Source organism: Paraburkholderia sp. 32, assembly GCF_050435345.1.
Taxonomy (GTDB): Bacteria; Pseudomonadota; Gammaproteobacteria; order Burkholderiales; family Burkholderiaceae; genus Paraburkholderia; species Paraburkholderia tuberum.
The window spans coordinates 2603073-2628149 of the sequence record NZ_JBNDKD010000001.1; the positions used below are offsets into that span (position 1 = coordinate 2603073).

Here is a 25077-nt window from a genome sequence, read left to right on the forward strand (position 1 = left end):
ACATCGCGTATTTAGAATCGCCAACCAGAATTGCCGGGTAGCGTTGTTTTGCGACATGCAGTTGTCCGCATGCGACTTCCACGCCAATCCGCCCAGTGCTTGCCGTGTTGCTGTGGTGTTATCAGTCGTATTACTTGTCGACGACGAGATCGGTCAGCGGCTTGCTACAGCACAGCAGCACCATGCCCTGATCGATCTCGCGCTGACGGATACCGCCCGCGTGCTTCATCGCCACTTCGCCGGACACGAGCTTCACCTTGCAGGTGCCGCACATGCCTTGCGTGCACGACGCCGGCAGCCGCACGCCCGCCTGCTTCGCCGCATCGAGCACATGCTGGCCGCCGCCGCACTCGATCTCGCGATGACTGCGCGTAAAGCTCACCTTGAAACGCGTGGCGGTTTCGGCCGGCGCGCACGCATCGCTCAGCGTGTGCGCGACATGCGCTTCGGCCAATTGCGCGGCCACTTCGCCGACGGTCTCGAACGAGAAGCTTTCCTCGTGATAGTGCTGGCGATCGAAGCCGCCTTCATCGAGCAGATTGCGCACCGCCTGCATATACGGCGCGGGGCCGCACGTGAAAATCTCGCGCTCCAGAAAATCCGGCGCAATCAGTTTCAGCAGCGGCAGCGTCAGAAAGCCGGTGATGCCGGGCCAATTGGTGCGCGTGCCCACGCGTTCGCAGACGAACGCGGTGCGGAAATGCGCCTGATTGGCGGCGATCAGATCGAGCTCGCGCGCGAAGATGATGTCGTCCGGCGTACGCGCGCTGTGCACGAAGACGATATCGCTGTCCTCGCCGAGTTCATGATGCGCGCGGCTCATCGACATCAGCGGCGTGATGCCCGAGCCCGCGGACAAAAACAGCAACTTGCGCGCCGGATGCCGCGCGCAGGTGAATTCGCCGGCTGGGCCCAGCACGCGTACCTGCATACCCGCATGCAGATGGTCGTGCAGCCAGTTGGACACCGGGCCGCCCGGCACGCGCTTGACGGTGATCGAAATCGTATGCGGCCGGGTGGGCGCAGAGGAGATCGTATAGCAGCGATTGACGCGCTCGCCGTCAATCTCCAACTCCAGCGTGATGAATTGCCCCGGCTCGAACACGAACGCCCGACCGGATGGCGCGCGGAAGAAGAAACTCTTCACGTCGTGCGTTTCGCTGCGGACCTGGCAGCACTCCAGCGTGTCGTCGGCGTCGCTGTTCCAGCGCGCCGGCAGCGCGTCCCAGAAGCGCGGCTGCGTGACGCGGCTCGGCGCGTCAGCTGGATTCTGCGAAGTCTGCTCGATGTCCGGTTGAAACATGGCCTGATCGCGCATCATGGTTGTCCCCCCGCTCCTCATTGCGGTCTTGCGCTCAGCGCACGAACGACACGACTTTCTCGTCGTGCACCGCCCGCGAGTTCGCGTCGTAATCCGCGAGACGGCCGATATACCACTCGCAGAACTTTTCGACGAGTCCTTCGGTGAACGGCGAATAAGGACCCGGCTCATACGCGCTGCTCGTCGCGCCGCGCTGCGAATATTCGACGAGCGCGCGATCCTGGTCGTTGGTCGCGCGCCATACGGCGGTCAGATTGTCGACGTCGTAATCGATGCCTTCGCGCGCGTCCTTGTGCACGAGCCATTTGGTGCGCACCAGCGTCTTGCCGGCCGACAGCGGAATCGCCGAGAAACTGACGATGTGGTCGCTCATGAAGTGATGCCACGAGTTCGGCTGGGTCCAGAACGACAGGCCGCCGAGATCCGCATGCCTGAAACCGCCGAGCAGCTTCTTCGAGGCGACCTTCGCGTCGAGTGTCTGCGATTCGCCGTCGCGATCGAGCGGCAGACGTTGCGTACGAAACCCGGTGACCAGGTCGGCGAGCCGCTCGATTTCCGCCGACGGCAACTGCATCGCCTCCCACTGCGCGGTGCGGCGCGCGACCGTCGTCTCGAACGCGGCCATGCCCTCCTCGTTCGCCGGCGTGCGCTGATAACCGAAACCGTATTCGTACAGCGAGATGGTCAACTCCGGATGGTTCGCGACGCAGTGATAGCACTCGCGATTGTTTTCCATCGTCAGCTTCCAGTTGCCCTCCTCGATGATGTCGATCGACGCGGCGATCTTGCAGCCGGCCAGATCGTGCGGCAACAGATACGGTTCCATCGCGGCGCGCATCACGGCGAAATCGGCGGGCGGCTGCTCGGCGAGGCAGATGAAAATCAGTCCGGCGAGATTTTCGACATGCACCGCTTTCAGACTATGTTTGCAGCGCTCGAACTGCTCGCCCATGTGCTCGGCGAACATCAGGTCGCCATTGAGGCTATACGTCCAGCTGTGATACGGACAGACGATATTGCCAAGCGAGCCCTTGCCGGTATTGCACAGACGCGCGCCGCGGTGGCGGCATACGTTATGAAACGCACGCACCCGCATGTCGTCGTCGCGCACGATCAGGATCGAATCGTCGCCGATCTCAACCGTCACATAGTCGCCCGGCTCGGGCACGTCGGGCTCGACCGCGACCTGAATCCAGTGCCGACGGAAAATCGCGTCGATGTCGAGCGCGAAGATGGGCTCGCTGGTATAGAACGGCGCTTCCAGCGTGTAGTTCTGCTTGCGGCGTTCGATCATTGCGCGAACGTCTGCGGAAACTTTCATTGTTTGCTCCGTTGCGTGTCACGTCTGGCGCCGCGCCAGGCCCTCCTGGTCGCATGCTGGCCCGAGCCGGAATTCAGTAATCCACCAGTTGATGCTCGCGCAAATACGCGAGTATCACTTGTGCTTTTTCGACGGAACTCCCTTCAATTACGACGCTGCCGCCGCGGCTCTCGGTCGCCGTCGCCGACAGCATGCGCGCGTGGCCTGAGCGCTTTTCGGCGGCGGCGAGGCGCACCGGTTTCGCTGTGGCGGAACCGATCGTCCATGCGGACTGTTCGGGAGTGGTGCCGCGCCGCGCGTCGGCGAGCGGCGCGACGGCGCGCTCGATCGTGCCTTCGCGCATCCGTGCATACGCGTACGACGTCGCGACGTTCGCGAGCGGATGCACGGCAACCAATGCCGGCAGCCGCACTTCGACGCGCCGTCGCAGGCCCTTCGGCATGAACTGCCGGACCTGCGCTCGACCGTCGCGCAGCGCCACATCGACGGCGGCGCCGACGAGCGGCACCGCCAGCGCATGCGCGACGCGATACGGCAGCATGCCGCTATCGAAACCGCCTTCGGCGCGCGTGCCGGTCAGCACCAGCTGGTAGCCACGCAAACGCCCGGCGAGTTGCGGCGCAGGATCGGCGTCGGGCGTCATCTCGAGCACTTCGACCGAACGCGCGCCGAGCGCCAGATACTCGTTCAACGCGGCGTTCGACGGATCGCCCGCGTGCAGCACGTCGAGCGTCGCGCCATGCGTTCTGACGAGCGACAGCGCCAGCGTCAACGCCGCCGCATCGTTGCGGCTGTAGCGCGCGACGCCGCTGACCGGGTGACGTCCGACTGAAACCAGCACGGCGATCTTCATGCGAGCACTCCTTCGGCAAGCTTGCCCGGCCGCAGCAGCGCGGCCGAGGTCTCGCGGGCACCGCGCGCCGCGGCCGCCGCCTCGTTGAGCGCCGCGATGGTGTCCTGCGCGTCGGCGATCACGGTCAGATTCGCGCGCTTCGCGATCGGCGCGCTCGCGTCGAGATTCACCGCGATCACATGGCGGCAATCCTTGATGCCTTGCAGATGCTGGACCGCCCCCGAGATGCCGAACGCGATATACACGCTCGCCTCGACGGTCTTGCCGGTCGCGCCGATCTGCTTGTCGCGCGTGAACTTGCCGTCGTCGACGGCAACCCGGCTGGCACCGATCGCCGCGCCGAGGGTCGTCGCGAGTCGCTCGAACGCGGGCACGTCGCTGACGCCGTTGCCCGCCGACACGATGAAATCCGCCTCTTCCAGCGCGACCTGCGCCGCGTCGATTTCGTCGATGCCGAGATCGTGTATCGCTCGTTGCGCGACCGTGCTGTCCGCTTCGCGCTCGAAGCGCCACGCGACCCGCTCGCCCGCGCCGACGAACGGCAGCTTCGGATCGACCGCATTCGGCTCGAGCAGCACGACCTCGGGCAGCGCGCGGCTGGCGAGCGCCGTATTCGCGCGAACATAGCTGCACACGTGCCCGGCAGCGATCTCGACGACGTGCGTCGCGACGCTTGCATCGGCCGCCGCCGCATAGCGGCGGCCGAGGTCGCCGTCGCCGGTCGCGTTGTCGGGCAGCAAGACATGGGCTGGCGCATAGGCCGCGACGCAGGCCGCCAGCGCATTCAGTTCATCGTTCGGCGCGTACGTGCGGCGATCGAACATCGGCAATTCGATCAGCTTGTCGGCGCCGAGCGCGGCGGCATCGCCGGTGAATTCGCCGAACACCAGCAGCACGACTTCGCTGTGCGTGTCCGCGATCAGCGCGGCGGCCGCGAGCGTCTGGCGCGCGTGTTCATCGAGCGCGCCGCGATCCGTGTGCGCCGCGACCAGCAGCACACGGCGCGGCGCGGCCGTCGTGCGGCGCGGCTTCGGCTGTTCGCGATGCGCGGCGTGACGCGCATCAGCCAGCGACGCACTGCCGCCGGCGTCCGCGATGCCAACGACGCCGAGCGTGATGCGCCTGAGTCCCTGTGCCGTCACCGTGAACGGCCGGCGCGGATCGATTCGTTTGAGCGTATTGATCATCGCGTTACTCCAGCGCCGCGGCGACCAGTTCGGCGACGTCCAGCACTTCCGGTCGCGGACCCACCACCCCTTCGAGCATCGCGGTGCAATTCGGACAGCCGACCGCGACGATCTCCGCGCCGCTCGCGCGCGCGTCGTCGATACGGATGTCGGGAATCCGCCGTTTGCCGGGAATATCGGTCAGCGGTGCGCCGCCGCCACCGCCGCAGCAGCGTCCGCGCAGGCCGTGACGCTCCATCTCGACCACCTTGATGCCGATGCTCTTCAGCACCCGGCGCGGCGCTTGCGTCTCGCCGTTGTAGCGGCCCAGATAGCACGGGTCGTGATACGTGATGTTGCGCTCCGCGACGGCGGCGGCCGCGCGCGGCGACAGCTTGCCGCTCGCGATCAGTTCGTCGATCAGCGCCGTGTGATGCTGGACCTGATAGAACCCGCCGAGCGCGCGATATTCGTTGCGCAGGCTATGCAGCACGTGCGGATCGGCGGTAACGATGCGCGCGAACGAGTACTGCGCGAGCGTCCCGATCAGCGTACGGGCCAGTTGCTGGAACGTCGCTTCGTCGCCGAGCCGCCGCGCGGTGTCGCCGGTATCGGTCTCGACACCGCCCAGCACCGCGTAATCGACGCCCGCGCGGTTCAGCACCTTGACGAGCGCGCGCAGCGTGCGCTGATAGCGCATGTCGAACGCGCCTTCGCCGGCGATCAGCAGCACGTCCACGTGACGGCCCGGCTGCGCGACCTGCACCTGCAGATCGACGGCCCAGTCGTAGCGCGCGCCGATGTCGTAGCCGTTGAGGCTGCCGGTTTCGCGCAGATTCGCGAGCGTCGCCGGCCCCTTGCCCGGCACGCTGCCTTCGACCAGCGTCTGATTGCGGCGCATGTCCACGATCGCGTCCACGTGCTCGATCAGCATGGGGCACTCCTGCACGCAGGCGCGGCAGGTCGTGCAGGACCACAGCGTGTCCGCTTCGATCAGCGTCGAGATCAGCGGCTTGGCGGGCGCGCCCGCGTGCTTGCCGACCGGAATGCCGGGCGTCGGGCTGCCTGCGTACTGCGCGTCGGTGCCGCCGACCATGCCGGTTACCAGATCCTGAATCAGCTTCTTCGGATTGAGCGGCTGACCGGCCGCGAACGCGGGGCACGCCGCTTCGCATTTGCCGCATTGCACGCAGGCGTCGAAGCTGAGCAACTGGTTCCAGCGGAATTCGACCGGCTTGCCGACGCCGTATTCCTTCGCGCCGAGCAGCGGGGTTTTAAGCGCGGTGGGCGGCACGGCATCGCGAGCGTGACGCGCTGCGGTGGAATCGGCAAAGCGCTCCTGACGCGGATGAAACGCGAGGTGCAGCAGACCGGCCACCGCATGTTTCATCGGGCCGCCACGCGCCGCGCCGAACGTCATCGTGAACGCGCCCGCCGCGATCAGCAGCGCGACGATCACGGCGAACGCGCCGGACATCGCCGTCGCGGGCAGCCCGACGAATAGCACGAGACCGAGCGCGAACGCGCCGAGCAGCAGCGGCAACTGATCCCACGGGCCGCGCGACAGCCGCGCCGGCACCGTCTTCGCGCCATGCCGGCGGCGCCAGACGAACACCGTGCCGATCAGCATCGCCAGCGCGGCGAGAAAGATCAGCTTGTCGAGCCACGGCGAGTAGATCGCGAGGCCGTAGTTGACGAACACGAGCGCCATCGCGAGGATCGCTCCGCCCGCCGTGGCAACGTGCGTGCGGGCGATATACGGATCGCGCGCGACCACATGATGCAGGTCGACGAAGTAGCGCTTCGGGATCGCGAGCAGATTGGCCCAGCCGTAGGCGCCCGCGACGGTCGCACGGCCCTCGCGCCAGTAGGCGGCGCGGCGCGCCAGCGCGAACGCGAGACCGGCCACCGACACCCACAGCAGGACGGTGATGACAAACACGGGGCTCATCGTCAGAAATCCTTGCAAAGGCGCAGCGCGTCGTAGATCGCGCCGTGAATGTTGTGCATCGAGATGCAGTCGCCGACCCGGAACAGCAGGAAGCAGCCGTCGCCGAGCTGCTCGTCGAGACACGGTTGCGGTTCGGACGCGAACAGTTTGTGCACGTCGACCTGGCCGCGATTGACCGATTCAGGCTTCAGCTTCCAGTAAAGCCGGTCGTTCGGCGTACTGCCGTTTTCGATCACCACCTGATCGACCGCGCGCTCCTCCTGCTCCTCGGTGTACTCGTTGCGGATCACGGCGATCTTTTTGCCGTCCTCCTCGTACACCCTGTCGAGCCAGTAATTGGGCGTATGGATCACGCCTTGCGCGTACAGACGGCGATAGAAGATCGGGAACGTGGTGCCGCCGACGTCGTCGGCGACCTTCACGTCGGGCGTGACGATCTCCACGTTGGCGCCGCGGCTCGCGATGAAATCGGCGACGCCCGCGCCGGCATGCGTGCTGACGCCGTCGTACACGAGCACGTTTCTGCCCGGCTCGACCTTGCCGGCCAGCACGTCCCACGAACTGACCGCGAGCCCCGCGTCGACGCCCCATGCCGCGACCTGCGACGTGAACGCCGAACCGCCGGTGGCGAGCACGACGATGTCGGGCTTCTCGGCCATGATGGTCCGCTCGTCGGCGGCGACACCGAGGCGGCGGTCCACGCCGAGGCGCTTCGTCTCCATGTCGAACCAGCGCACGATGCCCGCCATCTGCTCGCGCTGCGGCGCTTTCGCCGCCAGCATGATCTGGCCGCCCACGTGATCGTTCTGTTCGAACAGCACCACGTCGTGACCGCGCGACTTCGCGACGCGCGCCGCTTCGAGCCCCGCCGGCCCCGCGCCGACCACCACGACCTTGCGCTTCGGCCCGCGCGTCTTCGCGATTACGTGCGGCATCGTCGCTTCGCGCGAGGTCGCCGCGTTCTGTACGCACAGCACGTCGAGCCCGTTGTACTGACGGTCGATGCAGTAGTTCGCGCCGACGCACTGCTTGATTTCGTCCTCGCGGCCATCGCGGATCTTGATGACCATATGCGGATCGGCGATCTGTGCGCGCGTCATGCCGACCAGATCGACCATGCCGCTCGCGAGCAAGCGCTCGGCCTGGCCGGCGTCGCGAATGCTTTGCGCGTGCATCACCGGCACCTTGACGACCTGCTTGATGCCGGCCGCGAGATGCACGAACGGCTCGGGCGGCAGCGCCATCGGCGGCATGCAGTTGGCGAGCGTATTGTGCGTGTCCGCGCCGGAACCGATCACGCCGAGATAGTCGATCAGACCGGTCTCGCTCATCGCCTGGGCAATCTCTTTCAGCTGCTCGTGATCGAGCCCGTCTTCATGGAATTCGTCGCCACACATGCGCAGGCCGACGCAGAAGTCGGCACCCACCGCCGCGCGCACCGCCTGCAACACTTCGACGCCGAAACGCAGGCGGTTTTCGAACGAGCCGCCCCATTCGTCGGTACGGAAGTTGGTGCGCGGGCTCCAGAACTGATCGATCAGATGCTGGTGCGCCGCCGAGATCTCGATGCCGTCCATGCCCGCATCCTTCACGCGCTTCGCGGCCGCCGCGAAGTCGCCGATGATGCGGCGGATCTCTTCGACCTCGATGATCTTCGCGTTGCCGCGATGCACCGGCTCGCGCACTCCCGACGGCGACATCAGATGCGGCCAGTGCTCGCCGTGAAACGCCGAGCGGCGTCCCATGTGGGTGGCCTGAATCATGATTTTCGCGCCATGCGCATGCATCGCTTCGGCGAGCCGCGCGAGCGGATCGACGATCCGGTCGGTGGCGAGATTCACCGACTTCCACCAGCCTTGCGGGCTGTCGATCGACACCGGGCTCGAACCGCCGCACACGGCGAGTCCGACTCCGCCCTTCGCCTTTTCCTCGTAGTAGCGGATATAACGGTCGCCGGGCAGACCACCCGGCTCCGCATAGACCTCCGCGTGCGCGGTACTGACGATGCGATTGCGCAGCGTCAGCTGGTTCAACGTGAGCGGCTTGAAAAGGTTCGGGTAACGCATCGCGATCGACCTCGGAATGCCCGGATTAAATTGACGCGAGCGGCGAGACTTCGAACACGCAGTGCTCGTGTCCCTCCGCCGCGCAGCGCGCTTCTTTCGACTGCGACGGCGGGCCCTTGCGCGCGCCGTCGGGCGCGGTATCGTTGACCCAGTCCATCGCGCCCGCGAACCAGCCGGCGAACATGTAGCAAAGCTTGCCGGTCTTGCCCGGTTGCGCGAGCACGAACGACGAGTGCCGCAATTCGATCCGCGCATGCGAGCTGGCCGGATCGGCTTCGATGATCCTGAAGATGCCCCAGCCGCGCTGCGACAGACGGTTCAGGTAATGCTCGAATACCGCCATGCCGGCAAGACCATGTTGCTTCGCTTCCTTCTCGCACCAGAAGTAGGCGGACTTGTGACCGGCCTTGTAGAGAATCCCGGCGTACGTATCGCGGCCGAGCGCTTCCTCGACGGCGACGTGGTTGTTGGTGAAGAAGTGGCGCGGCACGTACAGCATCGGCAGCGCGTCGGTGGTCCAGACGCCGGTGTCCGGATCGACGTCGATAGGCAGTTGGGGTTGCATGTGGAGACTCCGTTTCGTATCCGCTATGAAAACAAGGGCTAAAGCTCACACCTTCCAGACTTCGCCGAACACCCGTACCCAGTTTTCGCCCATGATCTTGCGGATGCGCGTCTCGCTCCAGCCGGCGCGTTCCATCGCGGCGGTCAGGTTCGGAAACTCGCCGATCGTGCGAATGCCTTCGGGATTCACGACCTTGCCGAAGTTCGTCAACTGTCGATAACGGCCCTTGTCGTGCGTGATCCAGTCGAAAAACTCGGTGCTGTAGCCCTGCGTGAAATCCGTGCCGATCCCCACCTGGTCCTCGCCGATCAGGTTCACCACGTACTCGATCGCCTCGATATAGTCCTCGACGGTCGCATCCGGTCCGCGCTTCAGGAACGGCGCGAACATCGTCACGCCGACGAAGCCGCCCGCGTCCGCGATCTCCTTCAACTGCTCGTCGGTCTTGTTGCGCGGATGCTCCTTGAGCCCGGACGGGCAGCAATGCGAATAGCAGACCGGCTTCTTCGACGCCGCGATCGCCTCCGACGACGTCTTGCCGCCCACATGCGACAGATCGACCATGATGCCGACGCGGGTCATCTCCTGAATCACTTCGCGCCCGTAGCCGGACAGACCGCCGTCGCGTTCGTAGCAGCCGGTGCCGACCAGGTTCTGCGTGTTGTAGCAAAGCTGCACCACGTTGACGCCGAGATCCTTGAACGCTTCGATATAGCCGAGGTTGTCCTCGAACGCATGCGCGTTCTGGAAGCCGAAGATGATGCCGGTCCTGTTCTCTTTCTTGGCGCGGAAGATGTCGTCGGTGGTGCGCACCAGCGTGAGGATCTCGCTGTATTGGCGGATTTGCTGCTTCATTTCGGCGATGTTGTCGACGGTCTTCTGAAAACTCTCCCAGACCGACACCGTGCAGTTCACCGCGGTCACGCCGCCCTTGCGCATGTCCTCGAACACCGAGCGCTCGAACTTCGAAATGTTCAGCCCGTCGATGATGATGCTGTTCTCGTGCAGTTGACTCATCGTTTGCTCCACGCGTACTCAGTAAATGGGAAAGCGCTCGCACAGCGCGAAAATCTCGCGGCGCACGCGTTGTTCGGTTGCGGCATCGCCTTCGGGCGACACGCGCAGCGCATCGAGCACCTCGACGATCAGACGCCCGACCTCGCGAAACTCGCTGACGCCGAAGCCGCGTGTCGTGGCCGCCGGTGTGCCGAGGCGGATGCCGGAGGTGATGGTCGGCTTCTCCGTATCGAACGGAATGCCGTTCTTGTTGCAGGTGATGCCCGCGCGCTCCAGCGCCTGTTCGACCTGATTGCCCTTGAGCCCCTTCGACCGCAGATCGACCAGCAGCAGATGGTTGTCGGTGCCGCCCGTCACCAGATCGACGCCGCCCGATGTGAGCACCTCGCCCAATGCCCGCGCGTTCGCGAGCACGCTGTCGATATAGGTTTTGAAGTCCGGCTGCAGCGCCTCGCCGAATGCGACCGCCTTGCCGGCGATTACGTGCATCAGCGGGCCGCCCTGCAAGCCGGGGAACACGGCAGAGTTGATCTTCTTTGCGATCTCCTCGTCGTTGGTCAGCACGAATCCGCCGCGCGGACCGCGCAAGGTCTTGTGGGTGGTCGACGTGACCACGTGCGCATGCGGGACCGGATTGTCATGGCGGCCGGCCGCGATCACGCCGGCGATATGCGCCATGTCCACCATCAGCTTCGCACCGGCGCCATCGGCGATCGCGCGCAGCCGCGCGAAGTCGAGCGCGCGCGGATAGGCGGAGAAGCCGGCGATCAGCAGCGTCGGCTTGTGCTGTTGCGCCAGTTCCTCGATCTGCTCGTAGTCGATCAGCATCGTGTCGCGCCGCACGCCGTACTGCACCGCGTTGAACCACTTGCCCGACATCGCGGGTTTCGCGCCGTGCGTCAGATGCCCGCCCGCGTCGAGCGACATGCCGAGCACCGTGTCGCCGGGCCTGGTGAGCGCGAGCATTACCGCGCCGTTGGCCTGCGCGCCGGAATGCGGCTGCACGTTGGCGAACTTCGCGTCGAACAGCTGCTTGATACGATCGAGCGCGAGCGTCTCGATCGCGTCGACGTATTCGCAACCGCCGTAGTAACGCTTGCCCGGATACCCTTCCGCGTACTTGTTGGTCAGCACCGAGCCCTGCGCGTCGAGCACTGCGCGCGACACGATGTTTTCCGACGCGATCAGCTCGACTTGCGACTGCTGACGCTCGAGCTCTTTCAGAATGGCGCCGCGCACGGCCGGGTCGCGCGCCGCTAGCGGGTCTTCGAAGAAGGGATTCGGGTTCGACATGGAAGGTCCGTGAGATCGTTGACGGGAAGGCCGCTGCGGGTTGCCGGCGGGATCGCGCTACCGCTTTGCCCTGGGTCTATTCTTGACGGTCACCCGGCGCGTCTATTTACGAATTCAGACGCGTTCTTTGCCTTTTCCGCCATGCGCAACCTTTTTCGACAAGTCGGCGCAATCCGCGCGCTCAGCGCTGCACTACAACGCAGTATTCCTGCGCCGATCGGGTGCGCTGCAAGAGCGTCGCCGCGCTGTTCCGGTGCCGCGCGGATGCTTTCATCAGTCGATTGCTTAGCTATTCCAGGCTTTGTGCGCAGTATCCGAGGGTTTAGCCTGATGGCACGGTAGTTGCCCTGATACTCAGAATTCAGATAGTCGCCCTCCCCACGGCGACGCGACATTTACATCAGGAATCACCGTTCCCATGTCCACCGATCGCACGGCATCGTTGTCGCATTTCGCATTCATGCCGGTCCCCAACTTCACGATGATCGCCTTCTCGAACGCGATCGAAGTGCTACGCATGGCGAACTATCTGACGGGCCAGACGCTTTACCGCTGGTCGATCGTGAGTCCCGCCGGCGGGCCGGTCATGGCGAGCAACGGGTTATCCGTCGATACGGGGCCGGTCGAATGCGTCGGGCAACCCGACATCGTGTTCGTGGTCGGCGGCATCGACGTGCAGCGCTCCACCACCGCCGAGCATCTGTCCGCGCTGCGCCGTTTCGCGCGCATGGGCTGCGTGCTGGGCAGTCTTTGCACGGGCACCTATGCGCTCGCGCGCGCCGGCCTGCTGGCCGGTTATGCGTGTGCGATTCATTGGGAAAACATGTCGGCGCTGAAGGAAGAGTTTCCCGATACGCGCTTTCTGAAAGAGCTATTCGTGATCGATCGCGATCGCGTGACCTGTACCGGCGGCGTCGCGCCGCTCGACATGATGCTGAACCTGATCGCGCCGCGTGTTGGCACCGCTCGGGTCACGCAGATCGCCGAGCAGTTCATCGTCGAACACGTGCGCGACACCAGCGCGCAGCAAAAGATGCCGCTCGTCGCGCGGCTCGGCTCGGCCAACAAGTCGCTGTTCGAAGTGATCTCGCTGATGGAGAACAACATCGAGGAGCCGCTGTCGCGCGAAGAACTGGCGCGGCTCGCCGGCATGTCGCAACGGCAGTTGCAACGGCTGTTCCGCGAACATCTGGGGATGACGCCGACGCACTACTATCTGACACTGCGCCTGCGGCGCGCGCGCGAGCTGCTGTTGCAGACCGACATGTCGATCATGCACATCACGATGGCCTGCGGCTTCCAGTCGGCCTGCCACTTCTCGAAGAGCTATCGCGATGCGTTCGGCACCGCGCCGACGCGCGAGCGTCGCAAGCAGGTGCCTTCGCTATCGAACGCGCCGGTGATGGCCGCTTGATACCAGCGGCCAACGAACCTCAAGCGGCCTTCAACAACCCGTGCGGGTCGATCACAAACTTCTTCGGCGCGCCGCCGTCGAATTGCCGGTAACCCTCGGGCGCATCGTCGAGCGACACCACCGTCACGTTGACGATGTCGGCGATCGGCAAACGGTCCCACAGGATCGCCTGCATCAGATTGCGGTTGTACTTCATGACCGGCGTCTGCCCGGTGTGGAACGAGTGCGATTTGGCCCAGCCGAGCCCGAAACGCAAGCTGAGGCTGCCCTGGCGCGCGGCGGCATCGGTCGAGCCCGGATCGTCGGTCACGTAGAGTCCGGGAATGCCGATCGCGCCGGCCGCGCGGGTAATTTCCATCAGCGAATTGAGCACCGCGGCCGGGGCCTCCTCGTGTGAAGCGCTGCTGCCGTGACCGTGTGCTTCGAAGCCGACGCAGTCCACCGCGCAATCCACTTCGGGCTTGCCGAGAATCTGCTCGATCTGTTCGCCGAGCGTCGCGTCCTTCGACAGATTGATAGTCTGGAAGCCCATCTTGCGCGCATGCGCAAGGCGTGCCTCGTTCATGTCACCGACGATCGTGCAGGCCGCACCCAGGAGGCGCGCGGACGCGGCCGCCGCCATGCCGACCGGGCCCGCGCCCGCGATGTAGACGCTCGCACCGGGCTGCACGCCGGCCATCACCGCGCCGTGATAGCCGGTCGGCAGAATGTCGGACAGGCACGTCAGGTCACGGATCTTCGACATCGCCTGCGCGCGGTCGGGAAATTTCAGCAGGTTGAAGTCCGCGTACGGCACCAGCACGTATTCGGCCTGGCCGCCGATCCATCCGCCCATGTCGACGTAGCCATACGCGCCGCCCGCGCGCGACGGGTTTACGTTCAGGCACACGCCGGTATGCTGCGCCTTGCAGGTCGGGCAGCGCCCGCAGGCGACGTTGAACGGCACCGACACCAGATCGCCGACCTTCAGCGTCTCGACATCGCGCCCGACCTCGATCACTTCGCCGGTAATCTCGTGCCCAAGTACGAGGCCGACCTCGGCGGTCGTGCGGCCACGCACCATGTGCTGATCGGAGCCGCAGATATTCGTGCTGACCACTTTCAGGATCACGCCGTGGCCGATCGAACGGCCGCGAGGATCGACCATCTTCGGGTAGTCGATCGATTGCACTTCGACCATACCCTGCCCCAGATACACGACGCCGCGATTGCTGCTCATTGTCTCGTCTCCATGTTCGTGAGCGGCACGCCCCGCACGCCGCGCGGCGCACCATTTCACCAGCGTAGCGGCCGCCCGGAGCGACACCTGTGTCGAACCCGACACGCGTTTGGCTTCAGCCGACAACGCCGGCGCCGCTCGGATTGCCGCCCACAACTTTTTCTTTACCGTCGCCTAACTTATCCTCGTTTGCCAGCGGTTCTCAAAAGCCGGATAGTGCTGCCTCAGCCGAATCGCCGATCCACCGATTCACACTCCCCCGACCGAGGACCCGTTTGCAATGAAGACCCGAGCGCTCAAACTGATAACAACCGCCACGTTCGCGCTGTTCACGCTCTGCGCGATCTCGCCCGTCGGCCACGCGGCCGAGCCCACCGCCGCGCAACTCCAACCGACCATCGATGCCGCGATCAGGCCGCTGATGGCGAAGTACCATATCGCCGGCATGGCGATCGGCGTGATCGACGACGGCAAGCCCTACGTGTACAACTACGGCGTCGCGTCGACGCAAACCGGCAAGCCGGTCACACGCGATACGCTGTTCGAACTCGGCTCGGTCAGCAAGACCTTCACGGCGACGCTTGCGTCGTACGCGCAGCTGGACGGCAGGCTGTCGTTGTCGGATAGCACGGAGCGCTATCTGCCGACGCTGCGCGGCCGCCCGTTCGGCAAAGTCAGCCTGCTGAACCTCGGCACGCACACGCCTGGCGGTCTGCCGCTCCAGGTGCCGGACGACATCCATAACGACGCGCAATTGCTGCGGTACTTCCACGACTGGGAGCCCGCTCATGCGCCCGGCACGTTCCGCACCTACTCCAATCCCGGCATCGGCACGCTCGGCCTGATCACCGCGAAGAGCATGGGCGAGGACTTCACCGTGCTGATGCAGCAACGCGTGTTTCCGGCGCTCGGTATGAAGAGCACCTATATCGACGTGCCCGCGGCGAAAATGCCGGACTACGCGCAGGGCTATGCGAAAGACGGTGCGCCGATCCGCCTGACGGGCGGCGTGATTTCCGCCGAAGCGTACGGGGTGAAGTCGACCGCCGCCGACATGCTGCGTTACGTGCAGGCAAACATGAATCTGATTCCGCTCGACAGTCAGTGGCAGCGCGCGATCACGGACACGCATACCGGCTACTTCCAGTCCGGCGTGCTGACCCAGGATCTGATCTGGGAGCAGTACCCGTATCCGGTCGCGTTGCCGACCTTGCTGGCCGGCAATTCGCCGGAGATGGTCCTCAACGGGACGCCGTCGACCGCAATCAAACCGCCGCTGCCGCCGCAGCAGAACGTCTGGATCAACAAGACCGGATCGACGAACGGCTTCGGCGCGTATGTCGCGTTCGTGCCGCAAAAACGCATCGGTATCGTGATGCTCGCCAATCGCAATTTCCCGAACGAAGCGCGCGTGAGCGCCGCGCATCAGATCCTGACGGCGCTGGATGGCGGCAAGCCCTGATACGGCGTGGACTTACGGGCGCAGCCGCGCACGCGCTGCGCCGGCGATCCGCGCGAGCGCATCCGCGCTCAGACGAGCCGCGATTTTCTCGACGTACGCATGATGCCGCGCTTCGAGCGGCGCACCGAGCTCCCGCGCGAGTAGATAGCGGATCAGCGCAATGCGCCGATGACGCAGCGCGATACTTTGATCGAGCAGCGCGAGCGCGGCGCCGGCATCGCGCTCATCGCACGCGCGTGCCGTGAGGAGCGAGGTGGCCGCGCGTGCCGACGTCATGGCGAAATCAGCAAAGCGAAGCGCGCGTCGCTCAGCACATCAACGGCTCGGCGGCGTCGAGCATGATCCTGACGAAGTAATCCGCGAAACTGCGACGCACGACGATGTCGAAACTGTCGGCGCCCGTGGGCAGCAACGTGATCGACGCCTTGAAATAGTGGCTCTGCGCGCACTGCCCCAGGCCGAAAAGTTTGGGATGCAGATCGAGCGGACAGCCGCGCGCGAGCACGTCGCGCGTGCGCGTGCCGGTGATTTCAAGCACCGTATAGCCGCTGCCCACATCGACCGCCGATGCGAACACGCCCGCGAACGCCGCGCCGAGCTTCGCCTGCAACGGCGCCGTGCGCGTCGCATCGTGCGCGGCCTCCGAACGCACGAGCCATTCGTCCGGGCCGAGCCAGACCATGTCGTAGCCGTTGCCGCGCGCGACGGTGTTCGGCTTCTCCGGCGGCTTGCAGCCGATCACCTGTTCCACCGCGCGAATGAACGCCGCGTCGCGCGTATCGCCGCGCACGTTCACGAGTTCGAAAAATGGCCGCTCGCCGAGCCGGAACGCGGCGGTCGCGTTGGCCTGATGCTGTTTCAGCAGCCCATCCGCACCGACCAGCGGCGACTCCTGCCACGCGCCGTTTTGCCGCCCGAGCGTGCGGTCCACGATGGACACCGTCCCGCCTGTTTCATTCCACATGTTGACGTGCTCCTTCGCTGTCGTAGAACACCGGACTCGCGATCTTCGCCGCGATCTGTTTGCCGCTCGCGAGCGGAATCGTGACGGTCGTGCCGATCTTGTCGAGACCGCCCTTGACGACCGCCATCGCGATCGAGCGTTGCAGAATCGGGCTGTAATAGCTCGACGTGACGTGCCCGAGCATCGGCGCGGTGTCGCCCTGGAACGGACCGGCGACGATCTGCGAGCCCTCGGGTATCACGAACGACGCATCCTCCGCGAGCAGCCCGACCAGTTGCTTGCGTCCCGCCTTCGCGGTGTCCGAGCGGGCGAGCGAGCGCTTGCCGAGAAAGTCCTTCGACTTCGCGACGAGCCCGCCCATGCCGAGGTCGTGCGGCGTCATCGAGCCGTCCGTATCCTGGCCGACGATGATGTAGCCCTTCTCCGCGCGCAGCACGTGCATCGTCTCGGTGCCGTACGGCGTGATGTCGAACTCCGCGCCCGCGGCCATCAACGCTTCCCACACCGCGCGTCCGACGTTGGCCGGCACGTTCACCTCATACGCGAGTTCGCCCGAGAAACTGATGCGCATCACGCGCGCCGCTGCGCCCGCGACGGTGCCTTCACGATACGTCATGAACGGAAACGCCGCGTTCGCGAAGTCGATGTCGTCGCAGACCTTTTGCAGCACCTTGCGGCTCATCGGGCCGACTACCGCAAAAGTTGCCCAGTGATCGGTGACCGACGCGAGCCGCACGCGCAGGTCGGGCCATTCGGTTTGCAGCCAGCGTTCGAGCCACGTGAGCACACGCGCCGCGCCGCCGGTGGTGGTCGTCATCATGTAGTGCTGCTCGGCGAGGCGCACGGTCACGCCGTCGTCGAAGATCATGCCGTTTTCGTCGAGCATCAGGCCGTAGCGGCACTTGCCGACTTCGAGCTTGGTCCACGGATTCGTGTACACCCAGTTCAACAGTTTCGCGGAATCGGGGCCCTGAATATCGATCTTGCCTAGCGTCGACGCATCGAGGATGCCGACGCTTGTGCGCACCGCGAGCGCTTCGCGCGCAACCGCCGCGTGCAGATCCTCGCCCGCTTTCGGGTAATACCACGGACGCTTCCAGTTGCCGACGTCCTCGAACGCCGCGCCGTGTTCCACGTGCCATTCGTGTACCGCCGTCTTGCGCACCGGATCGAGCAATTCGCCCAATTCCCGGCCGGCGAACGTGCCGAACGTGACCGGCGTGTAGTTCGGCCGGAACGTCGTCGTGCCGGTCTCGGGAATGGTCTTACCGAGCGCCTGGGCGAGAATCGCCATGCCGTTGATGTTGCCGAGCTTGCCCTGGTCGGTGCCGAAGCCCATCGCGGTGTAGCGCTTCACGTGTTCGACGGATTCGAAGCCTTCGCGCGCCGCGAGGAAGATATCGGCCGCCGCGACGTCGTTCTGGAAGTCGACGAACTGCTTGGGCCCGCGCGTGGCCAACTCGCGTCCACCGACGAGCCACAGCGGTTCCAGCTTCGTTTCGCTCAGTTCGGCGACCTGCACCGGCTTTGGCCGCGCGACGATGTGCCCGGCCGCGCGCGCCGCTTCGACGCCGGCGTCGAGCGCGAAGCGGATGCCCTGGCCGAGCGTGAAGTCGCCCGCGCAGGCGCCGACGCTGGTCTCAGGCTGGACCGCCTTGCCCGGCACGAAGCAGGCCTTGTCGTCATGCCAATGGGCCTTGCCGCCCGACTGCGCGAACAGATGCAGCACTGGGCTCCAGCCACCCGACATCGCGAGCAGATCGCACGGCAGTTGGCCCTGCTGAGCGGTGATCTGCCCTTTCGCATACGAGGCGAGCGACACCGACGCGACGCGCAGCTTGCCATGCGCCGCCGTGACGACCGTGCCGTTCAGCACCTTGATGCCATGGCGGCGCGCAAGCGCGGGCAGCGTGCCCTTCGATTCGCCCGCGCGCGGATCGATGACGCTCACCTGCGCGCCGGCCGCCTTCAGGTCGAGCGCGCATTGATAGCCGTCGTCGTTGTTCGTGAACACGATCGCATTGCGACCCGGCAGTACCGCATACCGATGCAAATAGCTCGACACCGCCGACGCGAGCATCACGCCAGGCAGATCGTTGTTGCCGAACACGATCGGCCGTTCATGCGCGCCGGTCGCGAGAATCACGCGTTTCGCGCGGATCTTCCACAGCAGTTCGCGCGTGCCCTTGCGCTGCGACACGGGCAGATGATCGGTCAGACGCTGCGTGACCGTGACGAGATTGTGGTCCTGATAGCCGAACGCGGTGCTGCGGCTCAGGATCTTCACATCGGGCAACTGCCGCAATTCGTCCTCGATTTTCTGCACCCACCGCAGCGCGGGCTTGCCGTCGATCTCCGCGCCGCAGGACAGCAGCGAGCCGCCCAGCTCGGGCTGATCGTCGACGAGCGTCACGCGCGCGCCGGACAAGGCCGCCGCGTGCGCGGCCGCGAGCCCGGTCGGGCCGCCGCCGACCACCAGCACGTCGCAATGCGCGAAGCACTTGTCGTAGCGGTCCGCGTCGCGCTGTCGCGGCGCGGTGCCGAGGCCGGCCGCGTCGCGAATCGCTTCCTCGTACTTCGGCCAGAGTTTGCGCGGCCACATGAAGGTCTTGTAGTAGAAGCCCGCCGGAATGAAGCGCGCGATCTTCTGGTTGATCGCCATGCGGTCCTTCTCGATGCTCGGTTTCGCGTTCACGCTGCTCGCGACGAGCCCCTGGTACAACTCGACCTCGGTGGCGCGCGCGTTCGGCACCGTGTAGGCGCCGGTCTCCAGTTGCACGACCGCGTTCGGCTCCTCGACGCCCGCGGTCACGATGCCGCGCGGCCGATGATATTTCCAGCTGCGCGCGACGAAATGCATGCCGTTCGCGAGCAATGCGGACGCGAGCGTATCGCCTTGATAACCCTGATACTCGACGCCGTTGAACGTGAAGCTCAGCGCGATCGCGCGATTGATGCGCCCGCCGGTCGGGAGTCGGTCTTTCTGGCTCATGATGCTTTGCCCTCTTGTGCCTTTACCTGTGCGTTTGCTGCCTGTGTATCGGTACTGTCCAGCGCCAGCAACGGACGCTCGAACGTCTGATAGCCCTGGAACGCATAGCTGACGGTGTCGCGCTGCGCCTTGAACCAGCGGCGGCAGCCCTGCGTGTGGAACCATTGCTCGCGATGCACGCCGCGCGGGTTCTTGCGCATGAAAAGGTAGTCGCCCCATTCCTTGTCAGTGAGCTTGTCCGTGTCGAGCGGGCGGGCGATGTCCGCCTCGCCGCCGCACGAGAATTCGGTTTCGGCGCGGGGACCGCACCAGGGGCATTCGATCAGCAGCATCTGTGTCTCCTTGTCGACTAGTGGGCCACGGCGGCAGCGCCATGCTCATCGATCAGATGACCGGTATAGAACCGGTCCAGCGAAAACGGCGCGTTCAACGGATGGGGTTCGTCCTTCGCGATCGTGTGCGCATAGACCCATCCCGAGCCGGGCGTCGCCTTGAAGCCGCCCGTCCCCCAGCCGCAGTTGAAATACAGTCCCTTCACATCGGTCTTGCTGATGATCGGGCACGCGTCCGGCGACACATCGACGATGCCGCCCCACTGCCGGTTCATCCGCACGCGGGAAAACACGGGGAACATCTCGACGATCGCCTCGAGCGTGCCCTCGATGACCTGGAAGCTGCCGCGCTGCCCGAACCCGGTGTACTGATCGACGCCCGCGCCGATCACGAGATCGCCCTTGTCGGACTGGCTGATATACGCGTGGACCGCATTCGACATCACGACCGTGTTGACGACCGGCTTGATCGGCTCCGACACCAGCGCCTGCAACGGATGGCTTTCGAGCGGCAGCCGCACGCCGGCCATGTCGGCGAGCGTCGACGTGTTGCCGGCCGCGACCACCGCGACCTTCTTCGCCTTGATGAAACCCTTCGTCGTGTCGACGCCCGTCACCTGGCTGCCGTCGCGGCGAATGCCGACGACCTGGCAGTTCTGCACGATATCGACGCCGGCCTGATCGGCGCCGCGCGCGAAGCCCCACGCCACCGCATCGTGCCGGGCCACGCCGCCGCGCCGCTGGATCGATGCGCCGAGCACCGGGTAGCGGCTGTTCAGGTTGATGGTCGGCTCGAGTTCCTTGATCTGCGCGGGCGTGAGAAATTCGGCGTCGACGCCGTTCAGGCGGTTCGCGTTGACGCGGCGTTCGGTGTCGCGCACGTCCTGCAGCGTATGCGCGAGATTCATCACGCCGCGCTGGCTGAACATCACGTTGTAGTTCAGATCCTGCGCGAGCCCTTCCCACAGCTTCATCGCCTTCTCGTAGAGCGCGGCGGATTCGTCCCACAGGTAGTTCGACCGCACGATCGTCGTATTGCGCGCGGTGTTGCCGCCGCCGATCCAGCCCTTCTCGAGCACCGCGACATTGCGCACGCCATGCTCCTTCGCGAGGTAGTACGCGGTCGCGAGACCGTGCCCGCCGCCGCCGACGATCACGACGTCGTATTCACGTTTAGGCTCGGGGCTGCGCCATTGCCGCTCCCAGCTCTCGTGATACGACATCCCGTTGCGTAGCAGGCTGAATATCGAATAGCGGCTCATCGTCGGTCCTTTGCGGTTTTGCAGATGCGGTGTAGCGGTTCAACACTCGATGACGTTCACGGCCAGTCCGCCGCGCGACGTCTCCTTGTATTTCGTCTTCATGTCGGCGCCGGTTTCGCGCATGGTGCGGATCACACTGTCGAGCGACACCACGTGCTTGCCGTCGCCCTTCATCGCGAGGCGGGCCGCGTTGATCGCCTTGATCGCGCCCATCGCGTTGCGCTCGATGCACGGAATCTGCACCAACCCGCCGACCGGATCGCAGGTCATGCCGAGGTTGTGTTCCATGCCGATTTCGGCGGCGTTCTCGACCTGGGTGGGCGTGCCGCCCATCACGGCCGCGAGCGCGGCGGCGGCCATCGAGCAGGCCACGCCCACTTCGCCCTGGCAGCCCACCTCGGCGCCGGAGATCGACGCCGTTTCCTTGTAGATGATGCCGATCGCCGCGGCGGTCAGCAGGAAGTCGACGATGCCGGCGTCGTTCGCCGCATGCATGAATTTCACGTAGTAGTGCAGCACTGCCGGGATCACGCCGGCCGCGCCATTGGTCGGCGCGGTGACGACCCGGCCGCCCGCGGCGTTCTCCTCGTTGACGGCCATCGCGTACAGGTTGACCCAGTCGAGCATCGACAGCGGGTCGCGCAGCGATTCCTCCGAGCGTGCGCGCAAGCGCTCGCACAGCTCGGCCGCGCGACGCTTCACGTGCATCGGGCCGGGCAACTCGCCGCGCGCCTTGCAACCGCGCTCGACACATGCGGCCATCGTGCGCCAGATCGCCAGCAGGCCCTCGCGCACGTCGTGCTCGGGCCGGGTCGCGCATTCGTTGCGCAACGTCACTTCGGCGATGGACAGGCCGCTTTCGCGGCACACGCGCATCAGATCGGCGCCGGTGCGAAACGGATACGGCACCTCCGCGTTGGCGCGCCGGCCGTTCACGCGGTCGCCGTCGCGATTGACGACGAAGCCGCCGCCGATCGAGAAGTACTCTTTTTCGACGAGCAGTTGACCGTTCTCGTCGAAGGCCTGGAAGCGCATGCCGTTCGGATGCACGACGCCCGAGCCCGGCGCGCCCGGCATCAGCTTGCGCAAGAAGCCGACATGTTCGCGCTCGTCGAACGCGACCGGATGCTTGCCGAGCAGCACGAGCTGGCGGGTCTCGCGGATCGCGCGCAGCCGCGGCTCGATCAGCTCAGGATCGAGCCGGTCGGGCAGATTGCCTTCGAGGCCGAGCAGCACCGCCTTGTCGGTGCCGTGGCCCTTGCCGGTCGCGCCGAGCGAGCCGAACAGCTCGGCTCTGACGCGCCGCACGAAGCCGAGCAGATTCGCGTCCTCGATGTGCGATGCGAAGCGGCATGCGGCGATCATCGGCCCGACCGTGTGCGAGCTGGATGGACCGATGCCGATCTTGAACAGATCGAAGACGCTGACGTTCATGGCGTGCCTTGTGCGTTGTGTCTTGCGTGTTGCGATGGCCGGAAGCGCTTCGACTCGACTCATGCGCCCGGATGGAATGTGCGTCTATTGCACCGCACGCCGGGCCGGATCGATAGAATAAAAACGGCATCGCAATGGGATGGCGTCGTCAGGTGAACCGCCAGGCGGGTCTTCCGGCGCATTTGCGATGACTTGGGACGCATTTGCGACAGGCGCCCCGATTGCGGCCGGCAATGCTGAAGGTCCGTGGTGCTATCCTCGGCTTCACCGTTTCGGTCAACGTTCGTTCCTCTTTCGCCGTTCTTTTCACCGACCCGCCGCGCGCATGAATTCCGCTGAAACGCTTGCCCCTCCCTCACTCGACACAGCCACGAAGCAGCGCATCCGCTTCGGCATCATCCTGCTGCCGAACTTCACGCTGACCGCATTCGCGGGTTTCGTCGACCTGCTGCGCCTGTCCGCCGACGAAGGCGACTTCAGCAAGCCGGTGCGCTGTTCGTGGAGCGTGATCGGGGAAACCCTGGCTCCGGTGCGCGCGAGTTGCGGCATCCAGATCACGCCGTGGGAAACCTTCGAGACCGCCGGGAAGTTCGACTACGTGGTGGTGGTCGGCGGACTGCTGCACTCGGGGCCGGCCGCGAGCGAGGCGACGCTCGCGTTCATCCGCCGCGCCGCCGCCCGCGACGCGACGCTGGTCGGCATGTGCACCGGCGTGTTCTCGCTGATGCGCGCGGGCGTGCTCGACGGCCATCGGATCTGCGTGAGCTGGTTTCACTACTGGGATTTCATCGAGCGGTTTCCGTCGGTCGACGAACAGATGCTGGTCGCCGACCGGCTGTTCGTGATCGACCGGCGGCGCATCACCTGTTCCGGCGGCCGCGCGTCGATCGACGTCGCCGCCGCGATCCTGCTGCGTCATTTCGAAACCGCCACGGTGCAGAAGGCGCTGCGCATCCTGCTCGTCGACGACCTGCAGAAAGGCAACGCGCCGCAGCCGCATCCCCCCGGTCTCGCGCCGGCCTCGCATCCAAAGGTCAAGCGCGCGATCCTGCTGATGGAGCAGCACGTGGGCCGCGCGCTGCCGCTCGACGAACTGGCGGGCAAGCTCGATCTGTCGCCGCGTCAGCTCGAACGGCTGTTCAAGGCGCAGACCGGCAAGGCGCCGCAAGCCTACGCGAAGCAGGTGCGCCTGCGCACCGCCGCGTGGTTGTTGACGAGCTCAGACAAAACCGTCGCCGATATCGCGTCGAGCTGCGGTTTTTCGGACGCCTCGCACCTGGGACGGGAATTTCGCAAACAGTTCGGCGTGCCGCCGATGATGTATCGCGAGCAGCGCGGCACGGCGGAGCAAGCCGACGACGGCTCGTGCTACGACGAAACGTTTCCGGGCCGCGCGCAGGCGATCTGAATCCGCGCGGCATGCGAGGCCGCGGCACCCGCTACTCCGGCATGCGCCGCTCGACGCTCGGCGCATGTCCGAACTGCGCGCGATAGGCCTTGCTGAAATGACACGGAGAATGAAAACCGCACACCGTGGTCACGCGCGCGATCGACGCATCGGTATTGCGCAGCAGATCGCGCGCGCGGCGCAGCCGCAAGCTCAGGTAGTAATGCGTCGGCGACACGTTCAGGAATAGCTTGAACATCCGTTGCAAATGACGCTGCGACAGGTTGACGAGCCGGGCGAGTTCATCGAGCGATAGCGGCTCCTCGATGTTCGCTTCCATCAGCCGCACCACTTCGATCAGTTCGGTGCGCGACAGGCCGACCCGCGCGTCGACCGGAATGTGCTGGTAATCGGTCGAGCCGCGAATCCGCTCGACGATGAATTGCTCGGACACCTGCGCGGCCACCGAGGCCCCCAGCCGCATGCCCACCAGATGCAGCATCAGATCGAGCGGCGCGGTTCCGCCGGTGCAGGTCAGCCGGTCGCGGTCGATCACGAACAGTTCGTCGTCGAAATGCACATGCGGATAGCGCTGGTGCAACGGCGACATGTCCTCCCAATGCACGGTCGCGCGATAGCCGTCGAGCAGCCCGGCCGCGAGCAGCGCATACGGACCCGTGCAGATGCCGCCGAGCGGCACGCGGTGCGCGGCCGCCTCGCGCAGCAGCGCGATTACCGCGTCGTTCACATACTCGCGCACGTGCCAGCCCGCGCACACGAACAGCAGGTCCGGCATGCCGGCCTCGGCGAGCGTGGTGGTCGGTTTCACCGTGATGCCGTTGCTCGCGCGCGCCGGTTCGCCGTCCGGCGTGATCACGGACCACCGGTAGTGCTGCGCGCGGCCCACGTAGTTCGCCATGCGCAGCACCTCGACCGCGCTCGTGAACGCGATCATCGAGAAGTTCGGCAGCGTCAGGAAGCCGACGTGCGCGACGGCGCACAGCCGCGCATCGGCTTCGGCGGAGGCGATTGCGTCGCGCTTCATGGACGTATCGAAT

The 25077-nt window shown here is 65.6% G+C and carries 20 protein-coding genes; 3 read left to right on the forward strand and 17 right to left on the reverse strand.

The window, feature by feature from the left end:
• Window positions 1–130: 130 nt before the first annotated feature.
• The 9 genes from OKW26_RS12140 to OKW26_RS12180 all read right to left on the reverse strand — a co-directional run bounded on the left by OKW26_RS12140 (window position 131) and on the right by OKW26_RS12180 (window position 11553).
• Window positions 131–1321, reverse strand: a complete 1191-nt coding sequence (locus tag OKW26_RS12140) for a 2Fe-2S iron-sulfur cluster-binding protein (RefSeq protein ID WP_429353757.1) — start codon at window positions 1319–1321, stop codon at window positions 131–133.
• Window positions 1322–1355: 34 nt separating this feature from the next.
• Complete coding sequence (locus OKW26_RS12145; RefSeq protein WP_429353758.1) at window positions 1356–2642, reverse strand: aromatic ring-hydroxylating oxygenase subunit alpha; 1287 nt, start codon at window positions 2640–2642, stop codon at window positions 1356–1358.
• A 73-nt stretch (window positions 2643–2715) separates the two neighbouring features.
• The gene (locus OKW26_RS12150) at window positions 2716–3495 is read right to left on the reverse strand and encodes an electron transfer flavoprotein subunit beta/FixA family protein (protein WP_429353759.1); all 780 of its coding nucleotides are present in this window, start codon (window positions 3493–3495) and stop codon (window positions 2716–2718) included.
• Window positions 3492–4679: an electron transfer flavoprotein subunit alpha/FixB family protein gene (locus OKW26_RS12155; protein ID WP_429354224.1), complete on the reverse strand. Its 1188-nt coding sequence runs from the start codon at window positions 4677–4679 to the stop codon at window positions 3492–3494. The genes OKW26_RS12150 and OKW26_RS12155 overlap by 4 nt, the downstream gene beginning before the upstream one ends.
• Before the next feature lie 7 nt (window positions 4680–4686).
• Window positions 4687–6612, reverse strand: a complete 1926-nt coding sequence (locus OKW26_RS12160; RefSeq protein ID WP_429353760.1) for a (Fe-S)-binding protein — start codon at window positions 6610–6612, stop codon at window positions 4687–4689.
• A 2-nt stretch (window positions 6613–6614) separates the two neighbouring features.
• Complete coding sequence (locus OKW26_RS12165; protein ID WP_429353761.1) at window positions 6615–8678, reverse strand: FAD-dependent oxidoreductase; 2064 nt, start codon at window positions 8676–8678, stop codon at window positions 6615–6617.
• A gap of 25 nt (window positions 8679–8703) precedes the next feature.
• The gene (locus tag OKW26_RS12170; RefSeq protein WP_018425095.1) at window positions 8704–9243 is read right to left on the reverse strand and encodes a DUF5943 domain-containing protein; all 540 of its coding nucleotides are present in this window, start codon (window positions 9241–9243) and stop codon (window positions 8704–8706) included.
• Window positions 9244–9288: 45 nt separating this feature from the next.
• The gene (locus tag OKW26_RS12175; protein WP_429353762.1) at window positions 9289–10260 is read right to left on the reverse strand and encodes a dipeptidase; all 972 of its coding nucleotides are present in this window, start codon (window positions 10258–10260) and stop codon (window positions 9289–9291) included.
• 18 nt (window positions 10261–10278) lie between these two features.
• Complete coding sequence (locus OKW26_RS12180) at window positions 10279–11553, reverse strand: serine hydroxymethyltransferase (RefSeq protein ID WP_429353763.1); 1275 nt, start codon at window positions 11551–11553, stop codon at window positions 10279–10281.
• Window positions 11554–11971: 418 nt separating this feature from the next.
• Between OKW26_RS12180 and OKW26_RS12185 the strand changes: the two genes are divergently transcribed.
• Window positions 11972–12967 (forward strand): GlxA family transcriptional regulator, encoded by a 996-nt coding sequence (locus tag OKW26_RS12185; RefSeq protein ID WP_429353764.1) that lies wholly within the window; start codon window positions 11972–11974, stop codon window positions 12965–12967.
• A gap of 19 nt (window positions 12968–12986) precedes the next feature.
• Here OKW26_RS12185 and fdhA read toward each other — a convergent pair whose 3' ends face one another.
• A complete protein-coding gene (gene fdhA, locus OKW26_RS12190) occupies window positions 12987–14186 on the reverse strand; it encodes a formaldehyde dehydrogenase, glutathione-independent (protein ID WP_184060221.1) in 1200 nt (399 codons plus the stop codon).
• Window positions 14187–14466: 280 nt separating this feature from the next.
• On the opposite strand from fdhA, the gene ampC reads away from it, so the two are divergent.
• Window positions 14467–15648, forward strand: a complete 1182-nt coding sequence (ampC, locus tag OKW26_RS12195) for a class C beta-lactamase (protein WP_429353765.1) — start codon at window positions 14467–14469, stop codon at window positions 15646–15648.
• A 12-nt stretch (window positions 15649–15660) separates the two neighbouring features.
• Here ampC and OKW26_RS12200 read toward each other — a convergent pair whose 3' ends face one another.
• From OKW26_RS12200 to OKW26_RS12225, 6 genes are read right to left on the reverse strand one after another with little or no spacing between them, the layout of a single operon-like run.
• Window positions 15661–15924, reverse strand: coding sequence for a hypothetical protein (locus OKW26_RS12200; RefSeq protein ID WP_018425089.1), 264 nt, complete (start codon window positions 15922–15924; stop codon window positions 15661–15663).
• Between the two features lie 31 nt (window positions 15925–15955).
• The gene (locus tag OKW26_RS12205) at window positions 15956–16612 is read right to left on the reverse strand and encodes a sarcosine oxidase subunit gamma (RefSeq protein ID WP_429353766.1); all 657 of its coding nucleotides are present in this window, start codon (window positions 16610–16612) and stop codon (window positions 15956–15958) included.
• A complete protein-coding gene (locus OKW26_RS12210; RefSeq protein WP_429353767.1) occupies window positions 16602–19604 on the reverse strand; it encodes a sarcosine oxidase subunit alpha family protein in 3003 nt (1000 codons plus the stop codon). The genes OKW26_RS12205 and OKW26_RS12210 overlap by 11 nt, the downstream gene beginning before the upstream one ends.
• Window positions 19601–19936, reverse strand: coding sequence for a sarcosine oxidase subunit delta (locus tag OKW26_RS12215; protein WP_018425086.1), 336 nt, complete (start codon window positions 19934–19936; stop codon window positions 19601–19603). Before OKW26_RS12215 ends, OKW26_RS12210 begins: the two co-directional genes overlap by 4 nt.
• Window positions 19937–19953: 17 nt before the next feature.
• Window positions 19954–21198 carry a sarcosine oxidase subunit beta family protein gene (locus OKW26_RS12220; RefSeq protein ID WP_429353768.1) on the reverse strand — a complete coding sequence of 415 codons (1245 nt, stop codon included), beginning with the start codon at window positions 21196–21198 and terminating at the stop codon, window positions 19954–19956.
• 39 nt (window positions 21199–21237) lie between these two features.
• Window positions 21238–22632, reverse strand: a complete 1395-nt coding sequence (locus tag OKW26_RS12225; RefSeq protein WP_429353769.1) for an L-serine ammonia-lyase — start codon at window positions 22630–22632, stop codon at window positions 21238–21240.
• 325 nt (window positions 22633–22957) lie between these two features.
• Here OKW26_RS12225 and OKW26_RS12230 point away from each other — a divergent pair, with 325 nt between their 5' ends.
• Window positions 22958–24040: a GlxA family transcriptional regulator gene (locus OKW26_RS12230; RefSeq protein ID WP_429353770.1), complete on the forward strand. Its 1083-nt coding sequence runs from the start codon at window positions 22958–22960 to the stop codon at window positions 24038–24040.
• A gap of 31 nt (window positions 24041–24071) precedes the next feature.
• Here OKW26_RS12230 and OKW26_RS12235 read toward each other — a convergent pair whose 3' ends face one another.
• Window positions 24072–25064, reverse strand: coding sequence for a GlxA family transcriptional regulator (locus OKW26_RS12235; RefSeq protein WP_187611347.1), 993 nt, complete (start codon window positions 25062–25064; stop codon window positions 24072–24074).
• Window positions 25065–25077: the final 13 nt, after the last annotated feature.